Genomic DNA, 21,491 nt, shown 5'->3' with positions numbered 1-21,491 from the left:
GCCGCTACATCCAGGCTCCAGCCCAGTTCACTGCGTAAACCCTTCAGACGTTGTGCCAGATGCTGATTCACCTCTTGCATGACTGCCTCTTTAATTGCGCCTGAATTGCGCCTGCATTAATTGCCTTGTGCGCTATAACGCACAGCGATATAGTCTGGTGCAATATTGTACGTAATAACGCACAAACCGCCACAACCCCACAAGGACGTTATATGCCCTTCGCCCTCCCCCATCTGGTCGCAGGCTTTATCGCCGTGATGGTCGGTTATACCAGTTCGGTCATCCTGATCATTCAGGCAGCCACAGCAGCGGGGGCTGATGCTGCCCAGCTCGCATCCTGGCTATGGACGCTGGGTATCGGCATGGGCATCAGCTGCATCGGCCTCTCCCTCTATTACCGCATCCCCGTCTTGACTGCATGGTCGACCCCGGGGGCCGCCCTGCTCATCACCAGCCTGGGCAATTTCACCCTGGCCGAGGCCATCGGTGCCTTCGTTGTCTCTTCCCTGCTGATCACCCTGTGCGGCATCAGCGGCTGGTTCGATCGGCTAATGCGCCATATCCCCGCCCAGCTGGCGGCGGCCATGCTCGCCGGGGTACTGCTCAAATTCGGGCTGGATCTGTTCAAAGTCGCGCCAGCAGATCCCTTGCTGCTCGGCAGCCTGCTATTGGCGTTCCTGCTCGGCCGCCATCTCTGGCCACGCTATACCATGGTGCTGGTACTGGCGGTCGGTATCCTCATCTGCCTGTTGAGAGGAGAACTGCAGCTTGACACCATTCACTGGCAACTGGCCGGCCCGGTCATGACCTGGCCAGAGTTCTCCCTTGGTGCCCTGTTCGGTATCGCTCTGCCACTGTTCATCGTCACCATGACCTCCCAGAACATGCCGGGCATTACCATTTTACGGGCCCACGGCTATCAGCCCGCCACCTCATCTCTCATCACCTGAACCGGCCTGACCGGTCTGCTGCTGGCTCCATTCGGCGGTTACGCCTTCAACCTGGCGGCCATCACCGCTGCCATCTGCATGGGGAAAGAGGTGGATCCGGATGCCAAGCGGCGTTGGCCAGCGGCAGTGTGGGCTGGCTGCTTCTATCTGCTGACCGGCTGTTTCGGGGCCACGGTGGCGGCGCTGTTCACAGCCTTCCCGACCACACTGGTGACCTGTGTCGCCGGACTGGCTCTGCTCGGCACCATCGGCAGCAGCCTGCACACCGCATTGCAACACGACGATGCCCGTGAGGCCGCCCTGCTGACCTTCATCATCACAGCTTCCGGGATCAACCTGCTCGGCATCGCTGCCGCCTGCTGGGGACTGCTCATCGGCATGGGGCTCTATGGCATCCAAATTTATCGACAAAGGAATCAATTGGATCACAAACCGTGAACCATTCCACACTCTCCGTACAAAATAGTTCACAACTGAAACTAATTTTAATCTAGTGGCATCAGGCGGCATCTTCTTCCCAATTTGCCGCCTGTCAGGTTCATATAACGGAGAATAAAAATGAAAAGTCAGGCTGTCTTGTTATTGCTGGCCATACTGGGCGCCACGAGCGTCCAGGCTGCCGATACGGATCGGGAGCTGGCGCGCCAGCTCGCGCTACAACAGAAGAGTTTGCTGCCTCTGGTAAGCAATCCTCAGTACCAAAGCCCGCTGCCCGAGTTGTTGAAGAAAGCGCCCACCCGCCTTAAACGGCAAGCAACCGATGCCAATCAGGCAGCGATCGCCCGACAAGGGCTCGACGGGGAAGTGAAGCAGTTGATGCAGCTGCGACTGGCCAACCCGGAACAGGCTGCCGCCTTGCAACAGGGGGTTGAACCGCTGGTCGCTTATGTCCCGAGCGGTGATGAGAAGAGCTGGAGTGCCATCGAAGCGTTCGACAGCGCCGGTAATCCGGTCTATCTGGATGTCGACAAGGCACCGGCCCGACCCGTGCTCGTGGTCGAAGCCGATCCGGTTAAAGCCAAAAATGCCGGTCTACAGGTGATGCGTAAGGCGTTTGCCGCGGCCGATATGCAGGCAGCCCTCCAACCCAAGGCTTCTGCCAGCACAGCTCCGCTCAAGACCAGCATTCTGAAAAAGATCAGACTGAAAGATGATCAGGAGCCTTGGCTGCTCGGTGCTGCCGAGGTTTATGCCGTCGTCGCCGGGGTCAACCCCAGTCGGGATGAACCCGTGGTCGATATAGTCGATATGCCCTACCTCGACTATGACAATACCGACTACACCCCCAACCAGATCCTGGTTTACTGGGATCGCTACCGCTGGGGTGCAGTTGATATCGTGATGATGGAGCAGGATGACAACGTCAACTACAAGGAGCTGGCCGACCTGCTGATTGAGGCGCTCAAGCTCGGCTTTACCGCTGGCGGAGTGCCGGAGGGACTCCCCTTCCTCGATCTGGGCGGTCGTATCGTCAAGGCGCTGCCCGACTCCTGGATGACCAACGACGATGACTATCTGGATACCTTCTACACCCTGGAGCAGGAACCAGAGTTATCACCAGTATCCGGGAGCGGCAGGCAATGCCGTGATCGATCTCGAGCCGAAAGAGATCGCCCCGACCAGACCCTGACGGGTCGCCATAACAAAAAAGCCAATGAGCAACTCATTGGCTTTTTATCCCTCTGCCGATTACGGCTGACCTTTCGGTCGCACCCCCAGGGTGTGGCAGATGGCATAGGTTAATTCGGATCGGTTCAGGGTATAGAAGTGGAAATCCTTGACCCCCTCCTGACTCAGCACCCGTACCTGATCGATGGCGATACTCGCCCCCACCAGATTACGAGTCATCTGATCGTTCTCCAGCCCTTCAAAACGTTGATGCATCCAGCGCGGGATCTTCACGTTGGTGAAGCCGGCAAACTTGGCCAGGGTCTGGTAGTTGGAGACCGGCAGGATCCCCGGCACGATTTCGGCATCAATACCGATGGCGGCACAACGATCCCGAAAACGCAGATAGGTCTCCACATCGAAGAAGAACTGGGTAATCGCTCGGTTGGCACCGGCATCGATCTTGCGCTTGAGGTTGAGCAGATCCGACTGGGCGCTCTTCGCCTCCGGGTGACCTTCCGGATAGGCCGCTACCGAGATATCGAAGTCAGCTTCAGCCTTGAGCAGGGCAACCAGATCGGTGGCATACATCTCGGGCTTCTCCAGCCCCTGAGGCAGATCACCACGCAGCGCCACAATATGGCGGATACCGCTGTTCCAGTAGTCGCGGGCAATGGTACGCAACTCATCGCGGCTGGCATCGATACAGGTCAGGTGGGGGGCGGCAATCAGGCCGGTGCGCTCCTTGATATCCTTGATCACCTTGTGAGTGCGATCCCGGGTACCGGAATTGGCGCCGTAGGTCACGGAGACAAACTTGGGTTCCAGCACTTTCAGTCGCTCAATGGACTGCCAGAGCGTGTTTTCCATCCCTTCGCTGTTGGGCGGGAAAAACTCGAAACTGACCGATATATCGCCATTCAAATCTGCCAGACTCTGGTTGAGCGCTTCAACCTGACGTGCACTGTGAAATCCCATCTGATCTTCTCCCTGTCCTGCAATCCATCTACGCACGCCAAAACGGATGTTTGGACGTCTAAACGTCTCTATATTTATGAGCAAAGCAATATAAAGTCAACTGTCATTTCATAAACACCGTCAGATGAAACTCATCGTTACAAATTAATCAACGACTAAGCGGAACTCCTCATCCCAAAATTATCCCGAGCGAGTTATGATAGACGACGGATCGTCCTGGACGTTCTGAATCTGCGTGTGATTGTTTGGCCGGAGAATCAATTCTCCGGCCCCTTTTTATCTACTTCTTCCTGCACCTGCCGATAAAAGATTGAATCTTCGCAGGAGCACCATCATGGATACCCACCCCGGCTTTGCCACCGACTTGCTGTTTGATCGCTATCAGGGCGAGGTCACCCGGCACGAGCAGTTCTGGGCCGTACGCACTCCGGATGCTCCCGACTACTACTTTGGCAACTATCTGCTGCTCGCATCTCCCCCCAGTGACAGGGATAAAGGATGGCTGGAAGCCGCATTCGATCAGCTGATTGGCCAGGATCCCAGGATCCAGCACCGAACTTTCCAGTGGCCACTGGCCGAAGGGCAGAACAGCCGGGTCGCCGGCTTCGTCACTACCGGATATCAGTATCTGGAGTGCGTTGTTCTGGCACTCGACAAGGGTGGCTGGCAAATGTCCGATAGCGCTCTTTCCCATGCCGAAGTGCGTGCATTCAAGCCTGCTGACTGGCAGGAGTGGATCGACTTCGAGCTCCATGAGCGGGATGAAGCTCATTCAAAGGAGAGTTATCTCTCCTACCTTCACTCCCGCAGAGAGCTTTATCAGGCGATGATCGCCGATGGACTGGGTAACTGGTGGGGGGTCTGGCTGGATGAGCAACTGGTTGCCAGCTGCGGTCTCTTCTTTACCGATAAGTTGGGGCGCTTTCAGTTGGTGAGAACTCACCGGAGATGGCGTAATCAGGGGCTCTGCCGCCAACTGCTGAGCAAGGTTGCCCAACACGGGCTGACTCGCGTCGAACAGCTGATCATAGTGGCCGACGAGCACTACCACGCACAGCGGATCTACCGTTCGCTTGGTTTCACTCCGGTCGCCCGCATCGGCAGCCTCTGCCGCTGGCCCCATGAACCTCGGTAGCGCAGCAACAAAAGCGGGAGGCTAATGCCTCCCGTTCCTTTTACAAACCCCGCTATTGCTGAGGCGTCTCCAGCTCTTTGGAGAGCGCCTGCTCCACCTCATGGGGGGATGCCGGTTGTGGCGCGGCAGCAGACGACGCAGGCTGAGCAGGAGCAACCGATGCCACTGGTGCCGGTGCCGGTGCCGGTGCCGGTGCCGGTGCCGGTGCCGGTGCCGCAGGAGTGTCGGTCGTTGCAGGGGCCGCGGAAACTGCCGCAGCCGGAGCGACAGCATCACACTGACAATCCTGCCCCTTGGCCTTGTTGCTCTGATGGGGGGCATACCACCCCTTGAGGCCATTCTCCAACCGCTCTGCGGCAGCCTTGGGTTCCATCTTGCCGAGCAACACCGCCTGACTCACTTCCGCCAGCTCATCTCCCAACTTGGGAGTGCCACGAGAGAGGATCTGGGTAGCCACGCGAATGGTCGAGTCACACTGATCGCGCCACCCCATCATCTCCCTTGCCGCCGGATTGGTGACATCAAAGAAGTGGTTGGAGAGGGAGAAAAATCCCGGCAGCGAGTTGGTATAGAGCTCGGCAAACTGCGGGGTTGTCAGCCACTGCAGGAAAGCCATTGCCCCCTCTTGGTTCTTGCTGGCCGGATTCATCCCCATGCCGATGTCGGTGTGATCGGTAAAGAAGCAGCCGTCACCCTGTTTCGCCACTGGTGGGCGCATCACGCCGAAATCAACCTTGCCGGTAAAAGGTGCTATCTCCCAGGAGCCAGCCACATAGAAAGCGGCCTTGCCGGAGGTAAACAGCTCGTTACTGGTCGCATAATCGCGACTCTCGGCCCCCTCGCCGAGATAGTCGTGCCAGCGAGCCAGCTCGTCGAACACCTTCACGTATTGCGGGTTGTCGAGCCGCTCCTGTCCGCCAATCAGCGCCAGTCGCCCATCCTCACCCTTCCAGTAATTGGGGCCGATGTTCTGGAAACCCAGTTCGGAGGCAACCCAGCTCTCGGAGCCACTCATGGCAAGCGGCACATAGCGGCCATCCGCCTTCACCTTGTCGAGTACAGCAAAGAACTCATCACGAGTTTGTGGCACGGCCAGCCCCAGCTCGCTGAAAATCTTCTTGTTGTAGAAAAAACCATGGATCACCGAGGCCATGGGTACGCAGAAGGTCTGGGCACCGGAGTCAGTCTGCCAGGGCGACTGGGCAAAACTCGGGAAGTTTTCCATTCCCGCCATCTCGGTCAGCTCGGCCAGATGACCCGCCTTGAACAACGCCAGCGAATCATCGAACGGGCGGCAGGTGATGAGGTCACCGGCCTTGCCCCCTTTCAGATTCTCCCACAGGGTCGGCATGTAGTTGACGTTCTGAACAGGGTGAAAACTTACCTTGATACCGGGATGTGACGCTTCGAATGCCGGAATGATCTTCTGTTCCCACAATGCCTTGTCATCGGTACGCCAGCTCTCTATCACCAACTCACTGGCCATCAACTGGCCACACAACAGGAGACTCAGGGCTCCAATCCACTTTTTAGACATAAGCCCTCCTAGACCTTGAAATGTGCAATCAGTTGCTGCTGCTTGGCGACCAGTTCAGCCAGCACTTCGCTGCTGCTGGCCGACTCACGCGCCTCACGCTCCGTCTCGTACGCCACCTCGGCAATACCCGAGATATGGCGAGCCACCCCCTGGCTGACCGAGATTTGCTCCTGAGCGGCATGTGCCACCTGATCCGCCATCGATTTGATGGCCCCCATCCGATCGGCGATGGATTGTAGTGCACTGTCCATCTCGCGAGTCTGCTCCACGCAGTTCTGGGTCTGCTCCTGACTGCGCCCCATCACTTCGACAACGTGCTTGCTGGAGCTCTGCAGGTTCTCGATCATCGCCTGGATCTCCTCGGTCGACGTCTGGGTGCGATTGGCCAATGCCCGCACTTCATCAGCGACCACTGCAAAGCCGCGACCGGCATCGCCGGCCCGAGCAGCCTCGATGGCGGCGTTCAGCGCCAGCAGGTTGGTCTGTTCGGCAATGCTGCGGATCACATCGAGAATGCTGCCGATATTGTTGCTGAACTCGCCCAGCTTGTAGGTAATGCCAACGGCCTCCTCCATGGCACCGGCCAGTTGTTCGGTAATTCGGCGGGTGGTCACCACTTTCTGGCGGCCGCTGCGGGCCTCTTCATCCGCCAGATCAACTTCGCGCTTGGTGCCATCAGTGGAGCGTGCAACCTCGGTCGCACTCACTTCAAGTTCGGTGATGGCTGCAGCGACCTGATCGGTCTGGCTCTTCTGCTCCTGCACCCGCGACATGGCTCGCTCGCTGATCTCGGCAGCCCGGCTCGCTTCATCCACCAGATGGCGGGATCCCGCATTGATCTGGGAGAGCAGCTCCCCGGTCTTGCCCGCCAGCGTATCGATGGAGCGGGAGAGACTGCCAAATTCGCAACTGCTGCGATAGTTGATGCGGCGGGTCATATCACCGGCCGCCATATAGCTCAGCTCCTTGTCGATCATCTGCAACGGCCGCTGAATGCTGCGGGTGGTGGTATAACCAATCACCAGTGCTGCACCAGCAGAGATGGCCGCTACTACCAGGATCCAGAAACTGGCGCTGGTGACCGCCGCATCGGCATTGACCCGGCTTTCACTGGCAATTGCACTCGCGGATTTACCCATCTCATCGAGCAGGTTCAGGCTGTTGATCAAGCTGGCATCTAGCTGCTGGTTCTGGCTTGCCAGTGACAACTCCAATTGCTGGGCCTGACGCATGGTGGCCAGCAGGCCCTGCGGGCCAAGTGCCAACTCCTGCATTCGATCCAGATTGGCAACGAAACGGGCTTTCACATCATCAGGTACCAGCACCCGATCCAGCCGCTTGCGGGCCATCTCGATATCCTTGCTCAGCACTTTCTCCAACTCGTTCAGGTCGGTCTTGGCATCGGCACGGCGAATGTTCTTCAAATCACGGGCAATACCGGAGGTAATCAGCTCGGCCTTGTTGCGCATGGAGCGTTTGCTAGCCGTCTGTTGCAGCAGCAAGTCGGCAGCCCACTGGTAGGTATCTTCGAGGCGGATAAACGCCATCTCGAGCTTGCGGCGCCGATCCAGCGCACTGACCCATTGGCCATGCTGGGCCAGCACCTGATCCGCCAGCGAGTAGAACTGGCGAGTTGCATTTTCGACCTGCTGAAAACGGGCTCGGGCATCCGCCACGTCGGTAAATTTGCCCATCTCCTGACTGAGCTGGGCAAAACGGTTCTGCTGCTCTTTGAACTGGCTGGCCAGCTGTGGCAGCTGACCCCCCTCTTCGCTGGTACGGTAGATCAGCACCCAACGGTTGCTATCCTGCAACGCCCCCTTGAGACCTGCGACGGCGACAACCAGTGGCGTTGCCCGATCGGATACGGCCGATAGACCCTCGTTAATCCCTTTGATTTTGAAAGTACTGATCACGCCAAGCAGGATCAGCAACAGCAGCATCAACACGAATCCTGCGATGATCCGCTGCACAATAGATAAACCCATGGAGACATCCTCACTCATTGGGGAAAGGTAAAGTGAACATAGTCACTATCGGCGGGGGTGGCTAATTACTGAAACAAGGCTTGGGTATTTAATTGATTTGTATGGGGCTGGATCACAATCAGTGTAAATTGCGGGGACAAAAAAGCCCGGCTCAAGCCGGGCTGAAAGAGACGTACATTGCTATTTTCTACGGCCCCAGAGCAAAGGGCCGTCAGAATCAAATCATCAGAAGCGGTAACCAACACCCAGCATAAAGACCATCGGGTCAATATGTGTTTTAAAAGTGCCAACGCCATCGACTTTGACATCAGTGTCAATGTCCATAATCCAGGCAGAACCGTTCACAAACCAGCGGTCGGTCACAGCCATATCGATACCAACCTGGCCCGCCAATCCCCATGAGTCATCAAGACTGATATTGGCGCCATCCAGTTTGCCAACGCCCTTCTCGTCAAAGAAGGTGGTGTAGTTGATACCGACACCAACATAAGGACGAACCTTGCTCTTGGCATCACCGAAGTAGTATTGACCCATCAGGGTAGGCGGCAGGTGCTTAACTTTGGCAATTTCACCCAAGCCAGCAGTGCTTACCTTATGAGAAAAAGGCGTTGCAGCAAGCAATTCGACACCCCAGTTATCGGTGATCATGTAACCAAGAGTCAAACCCAGCTGAGTATTGTTATTGATTTCAAATTCACCGGTACCCAGTACGTTGTCACTGCTCCCTTGGGGGGAGACAATAGCAGCACCACCACGAACCAGAATGTCGCCAGCCTGGTGGGCCATGGCGAAAGGAGAGGTCACTGCAGCGGCAATCATCAGAGGAAGTAATTTTTTCATCACGTAATCCCTTTTTTTGTTTTCATTTGATGCTGTAAGCCTGCTGACTATAGATCCTTGTAAATGCAAAGTTATTGACTTGGAGCAAAGGTTGCACAGAAATAAATTGATTGCGCTGACATCTTTGCGGTTCGTTTCATCCCCCTCTCGGAAAGCCAAAAGCCTCGATAGCGTCGCCTGGATAACAATACCGCTTCGCTTAAGATGCGATTCAATTACACCTTACAAGGGCGATTCCCCTCGAAGCCTTGTTGTTAATCAATGTAAAAAAGCGTATTTTTGCGGCGCACAAGTTATCAGGAAGTAATGGTTTATTTATGAAGAATCAGTCTCGGTGGCAAAAGGTGGGAGCCATACTTGCTGCCATCTGGGGAATAGGTTCCTTTCTCTTTATCCTGTTCGGTTTCATGTTCGCGATAGCCTACCTAGTGCTCGTGCGTCAGGGTTAACCGCGACTCTTTGACATCTGCTCGGTTAACAGCAAGCTATGCGCGAGCTGTTCAGCAGATTGACCAACAGCACCATCTGGCACTCTCCCCGAATAACCTCGCCACTGGTTGCGGCCCCCCTGTTTGGCCTGATAAAGCGCCATATCGGCCAGCTTGAAGCTATGGCTCCAGAATGAATCCGGCATCGCACCATGCAGCGGGTAACTGCAATATCCCGCGGAAACCGTCAACCACAGTGGCAGATCCTCATGGCCAAAACGGTGCTGAGCAATGCGCTGGCGGATGTATTCGACGCGCAGGGCCACCTCTTGTTCTTCTTCTACCTGCAACAGCAGCAGAAACTCCTCTCCCCCCAACCTGACGAGAGGCTCACTCTCACCAGTTACCAGTTTGCGCAGCAACTCGGCCAGCTGACCCAGCACCAGATCACCGATATCGTGCCCCAGCTCATCGTTGATCCGTTTGAAGTGATCGAGATCAAGCAGTAGCAACAGGCAAGGGGTAGCAACATGGGATCGCAACCACTCATCCAGATAACGCCGGTTAAAACAGCGGGTCAACGGATCGGTGAAAGCGGCCGCTTCCATCCGGTTCGATCTCGCCAGCAGCTGATCATGCTGTTCACTCACCTTGCTGGCCATTTCTCGAAACTTGCCGCTCAGCATGGCCATCTCGACACTGCTGTCGATCTCCGGGAGCAAGCCTGCATCCGGTTTATCGCCAAAGCGCTGCAACGCCGCAACCAGCTGCTGCAGGGGAGTCAGTACGATAGCCTTCAAGCGGGACATGGCGATGGTGACGCAGATGAAGCTGATAACCAGCATGCCAACGAAGGTCCAGAGGGCCCCCTCAAGTACACCGCTCAAAACCGTGCGCTCCTCTTCGATTTGCAGAGTCAGCACAGGGTGACGCTCACTGTTCAACAGGCGAACCTCTCCCCGAAGATGCGCCAGACCCAGATTGGTCAGGCGATAGGTCATTTGTGGCCCCAGCGGCGTAAACGAAGCGGAGAGATCCGTATTGATATGGGTAATGGCCAGCGGCAGAGCGGTGCGATCCGATACCTCGCCAAGATAGCTCTTGTCGAGCCAACGCAAGAGCAGCAAAAAGCCGTTGAACGTGGATGCCCCCTTGCTATCCCGAATGGGCTGCCAGGCATACATTAGAGGCCCCCACTGGGAAGCGCGGATCCCGTGCAGATTGCCTCCGCCCAACGCCAATGACTGCGCCCTCAGCTCTCTTTTCAACTCGTCTAGAAAGTAAGGAAACTGATCCGGATTGACACCGGGGGCATCGGGCAGCAGGGTGCGGGTCAGACCTCATAACCATTGAGATCCATAAAGCTCATCAGATTGAGGCTGAAGTCCTGCATCGTCATGTCATTGAGCAGATTGGATTCAATGTAAGTGCGCTTCTTGCTGGCCATAAAGTGGTAGCTATCATCCCAAAGCCCCCAGTCACGACTCAAGGCATTCAGCGAAGCCAGATCGCCCTGCACCACCCGACTGACGCGAAGCAAATGTTCCCTCATCCGCTGATCTTCAATGCTGTTGGCGGCTGGCACCTGAGCCCAGGCCACCACGATCAGCAGCAACAAGATGGCGCCCAGCCAGACAGGAAACATGGAGTAAGCCAACTGATGATCGATGGTGCGCGAAGCCTGAGCCATAAACCGACATATCCATTGCAGTGATGCTGCGATGCCACGCACCGCCCGAAACCTCCACGCTCCCGATTTTCATCATAAAAAAGGGGCCCAAGGCCCCACGATTATAACGGTTTATCTCTTCAACAGGGGCCGTAAAAAGCGTGCTGTATGAGACTCTTTATTGGCGCATATCTCCTCCGGCGTCCCCGTCACCAGAATACGGCCGCCACCGGCGCCCCCCTCCGGACCCAGATCGACGATCCAGTCGGCAGTTTTGATGACATCCAGATTGTGCTCGATGATGACGATGGTGTTGCCGCGATCCCGCAGCTGGTGCAGCACCTTGAGTAGCTGCTGGATGTCGTGGAAGTGCAGGCCGGTGGTCGGCTCGTCCAGAATATAGAGGGTCTGACCGGTATCCCGTTTGGAGAGCTCCCGCGCCAGCTTGACCCGCTGCGCCTCACCGCCCGACAGGGTGGTGGCAGACTGGCCGAGGCGGATATAGGAGAGGCCCACATCCATCAGGGTCTGCAGCTTGCGGGCCACTGCCGGCACCGGATCGAAGAACTCGCGGGCATCTTCCACCGTCATCTCGAGGATTTCGTGGATGTTCTTGCCCTTGTACTTCACCTCCAGCGTCTCGCGGTTGTAGCGCTTGCCCTTGCAGACGTCGCACGGCACGTAGACATCCGGCAGGAAGTGCATCTCCACCTTGATGACCCCATCCCCCTGGCACGCCTCACAGCGCCCCCCCTTCACGTTGAAGGAGAAGCGGCCAGGCTGGTAGCCGCGCGAGCGCGCCTCCTGGGTGCCGGAGAGCAGTTCGCGGATCGGGGTAAACAGGCCAGTGTAGGTGGCCGGGTTGGAGCGCGGGGTACGGCCGATGGGGCTCTGGTCGATATCCACCACCTTGTCCAAGTGCTCCAGCCCCTCGACGCTGCGATAGGGCGCCGGTGTGGACTCGGTGGCCTTGTTGAGCTCGCGGTGAGCGATGCGGAACAGGGTGTCGTTGATCAGGGTCGACTTGCCGGAGCCGGAGACGCCGGTGACGCAGGTCATCACCCCGATCGGCAGATCCAGGTTGACGTTGCGCAGGTTGTTGCCGCTCGCCCCCTTGAGTTTCAGCCACTTGCCGGTGAGCGGTGTGCGCTCGGCAGGGATGGCGATCTGCTTGCGGCCGGAGAGGTAGTCACCGGTCAGCGACTCCGGATTATTGATGATCTCCTCCGGCGTGCCCTGGGCGACGATGGCGCCGCCGTGCACTCCAGCCCCCGGGCCGATATCGAGCACATGGTCGGCGAGGCGGATGGCATCCTCGTCGTGCTCCACTACGATCACCGTGTTGCCAAGATCACGCAGGTGAGTGAGGGTCTTGAGCAACCGCTCGTTGTCACGCTGGTGCAGGCCGATGGAAGGCTCGTCCAGCACATACATCACCCCCACCAGACCTGCACCGATCTGGCTGGCCAGTCGAATGCGTTGCGCTTCGCCGCCTGAGAGAGTCTCGGCACTGCGCGACAGGCTCAGATAGTTGAGGCCGACGTTAACCAGGAAGCCAAGCCGCTCGACGATCTCTTTCAGGATCTTTTCGGCAATCTGGGCGCGCTGGCCGGTCAGGTTCAGCCCTTCGAAGAAGGCCAACGCATCGCCGATGGACTGCTCCGCGATGGCCGGCAGGTTGCGGTTGTCGACGAAGACGTGGCGCGCCTCCTCCCGCAGCCGGCTGCCACCGCAGCTGGCACAGGATTTGTTGGCGATGTATTTGGAGAGCTCTTCGCGCACCGAGTTGGACTCTGTTTCCCGGTAGCGCCGCTCCATGTTATGCAGGATCCCCTCGAACGGGTGCTTGCGCACCACCACGTCACCGCGATCGTTCAGATAACGGAACTCGATCTCGGTGCGACCGGAGCCGCGCAGGATAACCTCCTGGGTCTTGACCGGCAGATCCTCCCACGGCGTTTCCAGATCGAACTTGTAGTGCTCGGAGAGGGATTTGAGCATCTGGAAGTAATAGAAGCTGCGCTTGTCCCAGCCGCGGATAGCGCCATTGGCCAGACTGATGGCCGGATCGCCGATCACCTTGGCGGGATCGAAATATTGCTGCACACCCAGACCATCACAAGTCGGGCAGGCACCGGCCGGGTTGTTGAAGGAGAAGATACGCGGCTCCAGCTCCGACATGGAGTAACCGCACTCCGGGCAGGCGAAGTTGGCGGAGAAGGTCATGGGGGCAACCCCCTCTTCACCGTCCATCGGTACCACCAGTACGATGCCGCCGGAGAGGGTCAGCGCCGTTTCGAACGACTCGGCCAGACGCAAGGCAAGGTCATCGCGCACCTTGAAGCGGTTCACCACCACCTCGATGGTGTGCTTCTTGTGCAACTCCAGAGTCGGAGGATCCGATAGATCGCACACCTCGCCATCGATGCGGGCACGGATGTAGCCCTGAGCCGCCAGATTCTCCAGCAGCTTGGTGTGCTCACCCTTGCGATCGCGCACCACCGGGGCCAGCAGCATCAGCTTGCTCCCCTCGGGCTGAGCCAGCACCTGATCCACCATCTGGCTGATGGTCTGGGCGGCGAGCGGAATGGCGTGGGTCGGGCAGCGTGGCTCACCGACCCGGGCGAACAACAGACGCAGGTAGTCGTAGATTTCGGTGATGGTGCCGACGGTCGAGCGCGGGTTATGGGAAGTGGACTTCTGCTCGATGGAAATAGCGGGCGAGAGCCCCTCGATATGGTCGACGTCCGGCTTCTCCATCAGGGAGAGGAACTGGCGGGCATAAGCGGAGAGCGACTCCACATAGCGGCGCTGCCCCTCGGCATAGAGGGTATCGAACGCCAGAGAGGATTTGCCCGAACCGGAGAGGCCGGTGACCACGATCAGCTTGTCGCGGGGCAGGGTCAGATTGATGTTCTTGAGGTTGTGGGTGCGAGCACCCCGGACCACGATCTTTTCCATCTTGTTGCACGCTCGATACGGAAACCTGAGCGAGTCAGTATGGCATAGAGACTACTGGATGAATAGACAGGCATTATCTATCGCCGTTATCCTTTTTTACGATGGATAGCCCCTTCGTCACACCCTGACCAAGGCGGCGAGTTTGCCCTCAATCCACACCAGCAAGCGCTCGCCCGCAGAGTGATCAACTGTTACTATTGGGGGCTAAACCTGAATCAGAACACGCGAAACGAGCACTCTGATTGCTGCAACGGTTATAGAAAAACCATGCTGTTCAATATGATAACGACATGGTCATGAAAAAAGCGCGGTAACTTATTTAGTGGGTCCAGGCCTTGCCTGACCGGAATATAAAGGTGGAAGAGAGATTATGGCCAGTCGAGGCATCAATAAAGTCATTCTGATCGGTAACCTCGGGCAAGACCCGGAAGTACGCTACATGCCGAGTGGCGGTGCTGTGACCAACATTACTCTGGCCACCTCTGAAACCTGGCGCGACAAGCAGACCGGTGAGCAGAAAGAGCGCACCGAGTGGCACCGCGTCGTCTTCATGGGCAAGCTGGCCGAAGTGGCTGGCGAGTACCTGAAGAAAGGCTCCCAGGTTTATGTCGAAGGCAAACTGCAGACTCGCAAGTGGCAGGATCAGAGCGGCCAGGAGCGCTACACCACGGAAGTACTGGTCGACAGCTTCACCGGTGTCATGCAGATGCTGGGTGGCCGTCCGCAAGGCGGTCAGGGCATGGGCCAGAACATGGGTGGCCAGCAAGGTGGCTGGGGTCAACCGCAGCAAGCCATGCAGCAGCCGATGAACCAGCAGCGTCCGGCCGCCGCTCCGCAGCAAAACATGCAGCAGCAGGGTGGCTACGGCCGTCCGGCTCAGCAGCCCCAGTCTGCCCCGCCGGTCTACAACGAGCCGCCGATGGATTTCGACGACGACATCCCGTTCTAAGCCGTCGCAAGATTAAAAAAGCCCTGATTAATCAGGGCTTTTTTATATCCATATCACAGCAGTCACTGTTCTGGAGAAAACCTGTTTATTTCCCGCCAGGGATGGATACCAAAAGATTGCTGTTTCGGGGGGAATAATCGCGACATTGTCTGCGGGCCGGAAACATAAAAGCCAGCCCATCACAGGCTGGCTTTGTACTGGCTCCGAAGGAACAGCAGTAAGGGAGCGTTACTTCATTGCGCTGCCGTTTTTCAGTTCTGCTTTCTGACGTTTGGCTTCGCGTTTCTCTTTCAGTGACATCTGCGGTTTTTTCTTGGCATCTTTGCCGTTGTGATGTTCTTTGTTACTCATCATCAAACTCCAAAAATGTTACCCAGACAGTTGGTTCCTCAAGGGAGCCAGCATGTCATCCGAATCATCAACTTCAGTACGCTATATGCGATGGCACCTGACCATCACCAGACCCAGCATACCCCCCATATGCGTCCGGATCCAGCCTCATTCTCCGTCTCATAAAGCCCCTGTTCCAGACAGGGGAATGATGCCGGCATGAAAGACCAAAAAAGAGTTATTCGCATTATTAAATGTTGTTCCACTGATATTCTCAGAACAACCTCATGAAAAATGGACGAATAATAAAATAAGGCAGAGAAGCAACTCACTTATAAATATTCAATCCATTTAAGCGCCACAATTTTAATAAGCATTCTCAATATCACCGGAAACATGAAGTTACAACCCTGAATAGGTTATTTCCGAACAACTCTATATAATGGCCGGCCACATCGGAAAGTCAGCTATTTATTCAGGAAATAGTCTCATGAGCAGAAAAACCAGAGCAGCCATGGTATCGGTCTGTTCCAATGTCAGCCTGATCACCATGAAACTGGTAGCCGGATTTGCCAGCGGCTCGGTCAGTATTATCTCGGAGGCCATCCACTCCGCCATGGATCTGGTGGCCGCCCTGATCGCCCTGTTCGCCGTGAAAAAGTCCGATCTGCCTCCCGATGATCGCCACCCCTATGGTCACGACAAGATAGAGAACGTCTCCGGCGTCATCGAAGCACTGCTGATCCTGCTCGCCGCGGGCTGGATCATCTTCGAGGCAGTCGACAAGATCCTGCAACCAACCGCCATCGAAAGCATCGGCTGGGGTGTGCTGGTGATGGTGATCTCGGCGCTGGTCAACAGCGGCGTCTCAGCCTACCTCTACAAGGTGGCCCGGGAAGAGGAGTCGGTTGCACTGGCGGCTGACGCTCTGCATCTCAAGGCGGATGTGCTCACCTCTGCCGGTGTTGCGGTCGGCCTTGGCGGGATCTGGCTGGCCGGTCTGTTTGGCCACTCTCTCGCCATACTCGACCCGCTGGTTGCCATCGGGGTTGCCCTGTTTATCGTCAGAGAGGCGATCGGCATGCTCAATGAGGCCTTCCAGCCGCTGATCGACGAGAGCATGAGCCCGGAAGAGCTGGCCATGACCAGCCGCATCATTACCGAATGCTGTCCGAGCGCCAGCGGCTTCCACGACCTGCGCAGTCGCCGTGCCGGCCGCCGCCGCCATATCGACTTTCACCTCACCCTGCCACCCGAGATGAGCATTGGTGAAGCCCACGATATCTGCGACCGGATCGAGCACGCCATCATGGCGGAGCTGCCCCACGCCATCGTGCTGATCCATGTCGAACCGGATGAGGCACTGACAGAAGCGCAGCTCACTCTCAGCTGAAATGCGGCAAACGGACAGGAAAAGGTCGCGAATATCCGGCGAAGTCACACAATCAAGTCTTTGTTCGGCATAACGGCGATTGCATGGGGGCGCGATATGACAACTGTGTTAGGGTGGCTGACACCCTGCCGCAGGAGCGCACCATGAAAAAGCTGGAAATGAAAGATCTGACCGAGGCTGAAAAAGCCGAGATAGCCCTGATGCTGCAAAAGGCGCAAGCCAATGCCGATCACCAGCTGACCAATGGCGAGCGGAACAAGATCCGTGAAGAGGGTCGCCTGAAGATTGTGGCCGACCGCGCCGAAGCGGCCAAGGCAGCCTCCAAGCTGGCGCGGGAGAAAGCCAAAGAACGCGCCAAGAATCAGGCATTGCCAGAAACCTTCAGCTGGATAGATTCGGTCAGCAACAAATTTCGCAGCAAACGCTGAGCAATCCGGATTCTGATACAAGAGCCGCCTCGCCCTGTGCGAGGCGGTTTTTTTGTGTCTCGCAAGAGACTGATAATCCCCAAACGGGAATGTTATTTTTGATCCCGCCAGGAACCGTCGTTTTACGCCGTTACTTTGCTTGCCACACCATCCCGGGAAAATTATTTCTTCATGGAAAAAGCGCAAAGCATGCACCTATCCGATTGATATAAATCATGTTTGTTTTTTACTGCATCAGGTTAAATTCACGATAAAACGTTAAGGACGAGATAACATTTGCTTTAAAAAAGAGTGCGTGTTCTAATCGTCAGCGATAGTTCGGCAGTTCAGTCCTGATTATGTTAGGCAGTCATTTTAGTAAAGCAGTGATTAGTGCAAGTATTATTTCGATGATACTTGACGAATAATTCTCCTTCTTTAGTGCTTCCCATACGTATTGCTGACGAAAAATCAAATTTGCCATTTGATGGCATTTCTAACACTAAATTTAAGAGAAATTATTATGTCTAAAGTGACTGGTACCGTTAAGTTCTTCAACTCCGAGAAAGGTTTTGGTTTCATCTCCCCGGTTGATGGCAGCAAAGATGTGTTCGTTCACTTCTCCGCCATCCAGACCCCGGGTTTCAAAACCCTGGACGAAGGTCAGCGCGTTGAGTTCACCATCGAGCAAGGCCAGAAAGGCCCGGCTGCTGCCAACGTAGTAGCTCTGTAATTCACGCCCGGGCAACCGTCCGGTCTGAATGAAAAAACCCGCCAAGGCGGGTTTTTTGCTATCTGCTCGCCGCCATCCCCTCCCCGTCCCTCACCAGCTCCGAGCTGTTTTTCGCTGTCTCTTATCAATTGAGTCTCCAAACAAGCTTCGAATGGCTTCTCATGCAGAGATCTTGAGGAAAAATTCCAGTTATCCGCTGCTTTTGTCACAGATTCTTGCTATTTTGCGCGCCACCAACGCAAACGATTTCCTTCACACTTTCAGGATTAGTTATGGCAAAGCAAGATATGGCCGCCCAAACAGGGACTGGCGGCTTTCTGGACTCTTATTTTTCCATTTCTGCGCGCGGCAGCAGCGTGCGTCAGGAGCTGGTCGCGGGGCTGACCACCTTCCTGGCGATGGTCTACAGCATCATAGTGGTGCCGAACATGCTGGGTGCTGCCGGCTTTGAGCAGGGCCCGGTGTTTGTGGCCACCTGTTTGATCGCCGCCTTCGGCTCCCTGCTGATGGGGCTGTGGGCCAAGCTGCCGATGGCCATCGGTTGCGCCATCTCCCTCACCGCCTTTACCGCGTTCAGTCTGGTACTGGGTCAGGGACTGAGTATTCCGGTCGCGCTGGGTGCCATCTTCCTGATGGGGGTGCTGTTCACCCTGATCAGCGTCACCGGCGTGCGCCAGTGGATCCTGGATAACCTCCCCTCCGGCATCGCCCACGGTACTGGCATCGGTATCGGCCTGTTCCTGCTGCTGATCGCCACCAACGGCGTCGGCATGGTGATCAAGAACGAAGGGGCCGGTCTGCCGGTACAACTCGGTGAGGTCACCGCCTTCCCGGTCATCATGACGGTGCTGGGTCTGGCCGCCATCTTCGGTCTGGAGCGTCGCAAGGTGCCGGGCGGCATCCTGATGGTGATTATCGCCATCTCCATCCTCGGTCTTATCTTCGACCCGAAAGTAACCTGGCAGGGCTTCTTCGCCATGCCGAGCCTGACTGGCGAGAAGGGCTCACTGGTAGGCAGCATGGATCTGCTGGGCGCCCTCAATCCGGTGGTCATTCCGACCGTGCTGGCGCTGGTGATGACCGCCGTGTTTGACGCCACCGGTACCATCCGTGCCGTGGCCGGTCAGGCAGGCCTTATCAACGAACGTGGCCACATCATCAGCGGCGGCAAAGCCCTGACTGCCGACTCCGTCAGCAGCATGGTGGCAGGCGCCGTCGGTGGCGCTCCGGCTGCCGTTTACATCGAATCTGCCGCAGGCACTGCGGCTGGCGGCAAGACCGGTCTGACCGCCGCTCTGGTCGGCGTGCTGTTCCTGCTGATGATCTTCCTCTCCCCGCTGAGCTATCTGGTACCGGCTTACGCTACCGCACCGGCGCTGATGTACGTCGGTCTGCTGATGCTGGGCAACGTCACCAAGCTGGACTTCAGCGACTCGGTCGATGCGCTCTCCGGCATGCTGTGCGCCGTCTTCATCGTGCTGACCTGCAACATCGTGACTGGCATCATGCTGGGCTTCGTGGCGCTGGTCATCGGTCGCCTGTTCGCTGCCGAGTGGAAGAAGCTGAACGTCGGCACCGTTATCATCGCCGTGGCGCTGGTAGTCTTCTACGCCGGTGGCTGGGCTATCTAACCCGTCCGCATATTCCGGTTATAGCGAAGGGCCCTGCGGGGCCCTTTTTCATGGCTGTGAGTCAGCTAACAGTTTCCCGCCCGTTAGCCCTGCGCCGTTTCAGATTGAAACACCCATCCCCCTTCTGCTGTTTCAAATCCGAACCAAATCGGCCGTCATTTTTATCCCTTTTTCTGTCGTTAGACTGGCTCCATCAACCATTTGCCCACCCGAGCGGTGGCAAGCCAAGGAGTGAGCCATGAAGAAACTGATCAATGCCGTCGATGCCGTGGTCCGTGAACAACTGATGGGGATGGCAGCCGCCCACCCCGAGCTCAAGGTACGTATCGAACCCCACTACATCACCCGCGCCGACTCCCCCGTGATGGGCAAGGTGGCGCTGGTCTCCGGCGGTGGCAGCGGCCACGAGCCGATGCACGGCGGTCTAGTGGGCAAAGGGATGCTGGATGGCGCCTGCCCCGGCGAGATTTTTACTTCCCCGACCCCGGATCAGATGTACGAGTGCGGTCAGGCCGTTGATGGCGGCGCGGGCGTGCTGTTTCTGGTGAAGAACTACACCGGGGACGTGCTCAACTTCGAGACCGCAGTCGAGCTGCTGCACGGCGATGGTGTAAAAGTGGGCTTCGCCCTGATCGATGACGACGTGGCGGTCAAAGATAGCCTCTACACCGCCGGTCGCCGTGGCGTTGCCACGACCGTGCTGTGCGAGAAGCTGGTCGGTGCCGCCGCCGAGGCGGGCTACGATCTGGCACGTTGCGAGGCGCTGGCCCGTCGCATCAACAACCAGAGCCGCACCATAGGCGTGGCCATGCATGCCTGCACCGTGCCGGCCGCTGGCAAGCCCTCCTTCACTCTGGCGGACAACGAGCTGGAGTTCGGCGTCGGTATCCACGGCGAGCCGGGCATCGAGCGCCGCCCCTTCACCGACCTCAATACTCTGGTGGACGACATGTTCAGCGAGCTTGCTGACAATACCCCCTATGGCCGCACCCTGCGCCACTGGGATCGCACCAGCGGCAGCTGGCAGGAAGAGCACACCTTTATCGAACCGCTCAACAAGGGCGATCGGGTTATCGCACTGGTCAACAGCCTGGGCGGCACCCCGATTTCAGAGCTGTATGGTGTCTATGGTCGCCTTGCCACCCTGTGCGAAGAGGCGGGCATCCATCTGGTGCGCAACCTGATCGGCCCCTACTGCACCTCCCTCGACATGACCGGCATCTCCATTACCCTGCTCAAGGTGGATGACGAGCTGATGACCCTGTGGGATGCCCCTGTTCACACCCCCGCCCTGCGTCGCGGCTGCTAAGGAGTGCCGATAGCCATGCTAAGCAAACACCAAATCGTCAACTGGCTGCTCGACTGTGAACACATCTTTACCGAGCAGCGTGACTACCTCACCGCGCTGGATACCGATATCGGCGACGGCGACCACGGCCTCAACATGCAGCGGGGCTTCGCCAAGGTGGCCGAGAAGCTGCCGGCGGTAGCGGACAAGGATATCGGGCAGGTGCTGAAAACCACCGGCATGACCCTGCTCTCCTCGGTCGGTGGCGCCAGCGGCCCGCTCTACGGCACCTTCTTTATCCGGGCCGCGGCCAGCAGCGATGCCTGCCAGAGCCTCAGCCTCAGCCAGCTGTGCAAGATGCTGAGCGACGGGGTCGAGGGGATCGTCTCCCGCGGCCGCGCCGAGCCGGGCGACAAGACCATGTGCGATGCCTGGTGGCCGGCACTTGCCGCCCTGCAGCAGGCACAGCAGCAAGAGTTGCCGCTCAATGAAGCGCTGGATAAGGCAGTAGCGGCCGCCGCTGCCGGTACCGAGGCCACCATCCAGATGCAGGCCCGCAAGGGGCGCGCCAGCTATCTTGGCGAGCGCAGCATCGGCCATCAGGATGCCGGGGCCACCTCGACCCTGCTGCTGCTGACCGCCCTGCGTGACAGAGCGAGGTTGTGA

At 57.4% G+C, this 21,491-nt stretch carries 15 protein-coding genes and 3 pseudogenes (1 of these 18 cut by a window edge); 10 read left to right on the top strand and 8 right to left on the bottom strand.

Going from position 1 to position 21,491, the window contains the following annotated elements:
• Positions 1 to 80, bottom strand: partial view of a helix-turn-helix domain-containing protein gene (locus WE862_RS06560; protein WP_042032187.1) — the start only. The gene continues 490 nt to the left of window position 1, outside the view; the window shows 80 of its 570 coding nt (coding positions 1-80); it begins with the start codon at positions 78 to 80; its stop codon lies off the left edge, out of view.
• A gap of 132 nt (positions 81 to 212) precedes the next feature.
• On the opposite strand from WE862_RS06560, the pseudogene WE862_RS06555 reads away from it, so the two are divergent.
• Together WE862_RS06555 and WE862_RS06550 are read left to right on the top strand one after the other, a co-directional pair.
• Positions 213 to 1,388 (top strand): annotated as a pseudogene (locus WE862_RS06555) (benzoate/H(+) symporter BenE family transporter).
• A 120-nt stretch (positions 1,389 to 1,508) separates the two neighbouring features.
• Positions 1,509 to 2,580 (top strand): annotated as a pseudogene (locus WE862_RS06550) (DUF3103 family protein).
• Positions 2,581 to 2,639: 59 nt separating this feature from the next.
• Here WE862_RS06550 and metF read toward each other — a convergent pair.
• Positions 2,640 to 3,536 (bottom strand): methylenetetrahydrofolate reductase, encoded by an 897-nt coding sequence (metF, locus tag WE862_RS06540; RefSeq protein ID WP_005341548.1) that lies wholly within the window; start codon positions 3,534 to 3,536, stop codon positions 2,640 to 2,642.
• A 334-nt stretch (positions 3,537 to 3,870) separates the two neighbouring features.
• Between metF and WE862_RS06535 the strand changes: the two genes are divergently transcribed.
• Entirely contained in the window at positions 3,871 to 4,671 is an 801-nt protein-coding gene (locus WE862_RS06535) for a GNAT family N-acetyltransferase (protein WP_042032190.1), read from the top strand.
• A gap of 52 nt (positions 4,672 to 4,723) precedes the next feature.
• On the opposite strand, the gene WE862_RS06530 is transcribed toward WE862_RS06535, so the two are convergent.
• The 5 genes and pseudogenes from WE862_RS06530 to uvrA form a co-directional block, all read right to left on the bottom strand.
• Positions 4,724 to 6,208 carry an ABC transporter substrate-binding protein gene (locus WE862_RS06530; RefSeq protein ID WP_198493549.1) on the bottom strand — a complete coding sequence of 495 codons (1,485 nt, stop codon included), beginning with the start codon at positions 6,206 to 6,208 and terminating at the stop codon, positions 4,724 to 4,726.
• An 8-nt stretch (positions 6,209 to 6,216) separates the two neighbouring features.
• Positions 6,217 to 8,196, bottom strand: a complete 1,980-nt coding sequence (locus WE862_RS06525) for a HAMP domain-containing methyl-accepting chemotaxis protein (RefSeq protein WP_042032191.1) — start codon at positions 8,194 to 8,196, stop codon at positions 6,217 to 6,219.
• Between the two features lie 225 nt (positions 8,197 to 8,421).
• Positions 8,422 to 9,036, bottom strand: coding sequence for an outer membrane protein OmpW (gene ompW / locus WE862_RS06520; protein ID WP_042032192.1), 615 nt, complete (start codon positions 9,034 to 9,036; stop codon positions 8,422 to 8,424).
• Between the two features lie 445 nt (positions 9,037 to 9,481).
• Positions 9,482 to 11,154, bottom strand: a pseudogene (locus WE862_RS06515) (sensor domain-containing diguanylate cyclase).
• A gap of 111 nt (positions 11,155 to 11,265) precedes the next feature.
• Complete coding sequence (uvrA, locus tag WE862_RS06505) at positions 11,266 to 14,094, bottom strand: excinuclease ABC subunit UvrA (protein ID WP_339058714.1); 2,829 nt, start codon at positions 14,092 to 14,094, stop codon at positions 11,266 to 11,268.
• A 370-nt stretch (positions 14,095 to 14,464) separates the two neighbouring features.
• Here uvrA and WE862_RS06500 point away from each other — a divergent pair, with 370 nt between their 5' ends.
• Positions 14,465 to 15,043, top strand: a complete 579-nt coding sequence (locus WE862_RS06500) for a single-stranded DNA-binding protein (RefSeq protein ID WP_033116044.1) — start codon at positions 14,465 to 14,467, stop codon at positions 15,041 to 15,043.
• A 228-nt stretch (positions 15,044 to 15,271) separates the two neighbouring features.
• On the opposite strand, the gene WE862_RS06495 is transcribed toward WE862_RS06500, so the two are convergent.
• Positions 15,272 to 15,397: a hypothetical protein gene (locus WE862_RS06495; protein ID WP_019445191.1), complete on the bottom strand. Its 126-nt coding sequence runs from the start codon at positions 15,395 to 15,397 to the stop codon at positions 15,272 to 15,274.
• A gap of 466 nt (positions 15,398 to 15,863) precedes the next feature.
• Between WE862_RS06495 and WE862_RS06490 the strand changes: the two genes are divergently transcribed.
• The 6 genes from WE862_RS06490 (at position 15,864) to dhaL (ending at position 21,491) form a co-directional block, all read left to right on the top strand.
• On the top strand, positions 15,864 to 16,766 hold the full coding sequence (locus WE862_RS06490; RefSeq protein ID WP_042032195.1) for a cation diffusion facilitator family transporter: 903 nt from the start codon (positions 15,864 to 15,866) through the stop codon (positions 16,764 to 16,766).
• Between the two features lie 143 nt (positions 16,767 to 16,909).
• Positions 16,910 to 17,194: a DUF3811 domain-containing protein gene (gene yjbD, locus WE862_RS06485; protein ID WP_042032196.1), complete on the top strand. Its 285-nt coding sequence runs from the start codon at positions 16,910 to 16,912 to the stop codon at positions 17,192 to 17,194.
• Between the two features lie 502 nt (positions 17,195 to 17,696).
• Complete coding sequence (gene cspE, locus WE862_RS06480) at positions 17,697 to 17,906, top strand: transcription antiterminator/RNA stability regulator CspE (protein ID WP_156854046.1); 210 nt, start codon at positions 17,697 to 17,699, stop codon at positions 17,904 to 17,906.
• A 272-nt stretch (positions 17,907 to 18,178) separates the two neighbouring features.
• A complete protein-coding gene (locus WE862_RS06475) occupies positions 18,179 to 19,537 on the top strand; it encodes an NCS2 family permease (protein WP_042032197.1) in 1,359 nt (452 codons plus the stop codon).
• Positions 19,538 to 19,775: 238 nt separating this feature from the next.
• On the top strand, positions 19,776 to 20,846 hold the full coding sequence (gene dhaK, locus WE862_RS06470; protein ID WP_005340163.1) for a dihydroxyacetone kinase subunit DhaK: 1,071 nt from the start codon (positions 19,776 to 19,778) through the stop codon (positions 20,844 to 20,846).
• Positions 20,847 to 20,861: 15 nt separating this feature from the next.
• Complete coding sequence (dhaL, locus tag WE862_RS06465) at positions 20,862 to 21,491, top strand: dihydroxyacetone kinase subunit DhaL (protein WP_005341571.1); 630 nt, start codon at positions 20,862 to 20,864, stop codon at positions 21,489 to 21,491.

The organism is Aeromonas jandaei (assembly GCF_037890695.1).
GTDB lineage: Bacteria > Pseudomonadota > Gammaproteobacteria > Enterobacterales > Aeromonadaceae > Aeromonas > Aeromonas jandaei.
This window is presented reverse-complemented; position numbering and strand designations above follow the sequence as displayed.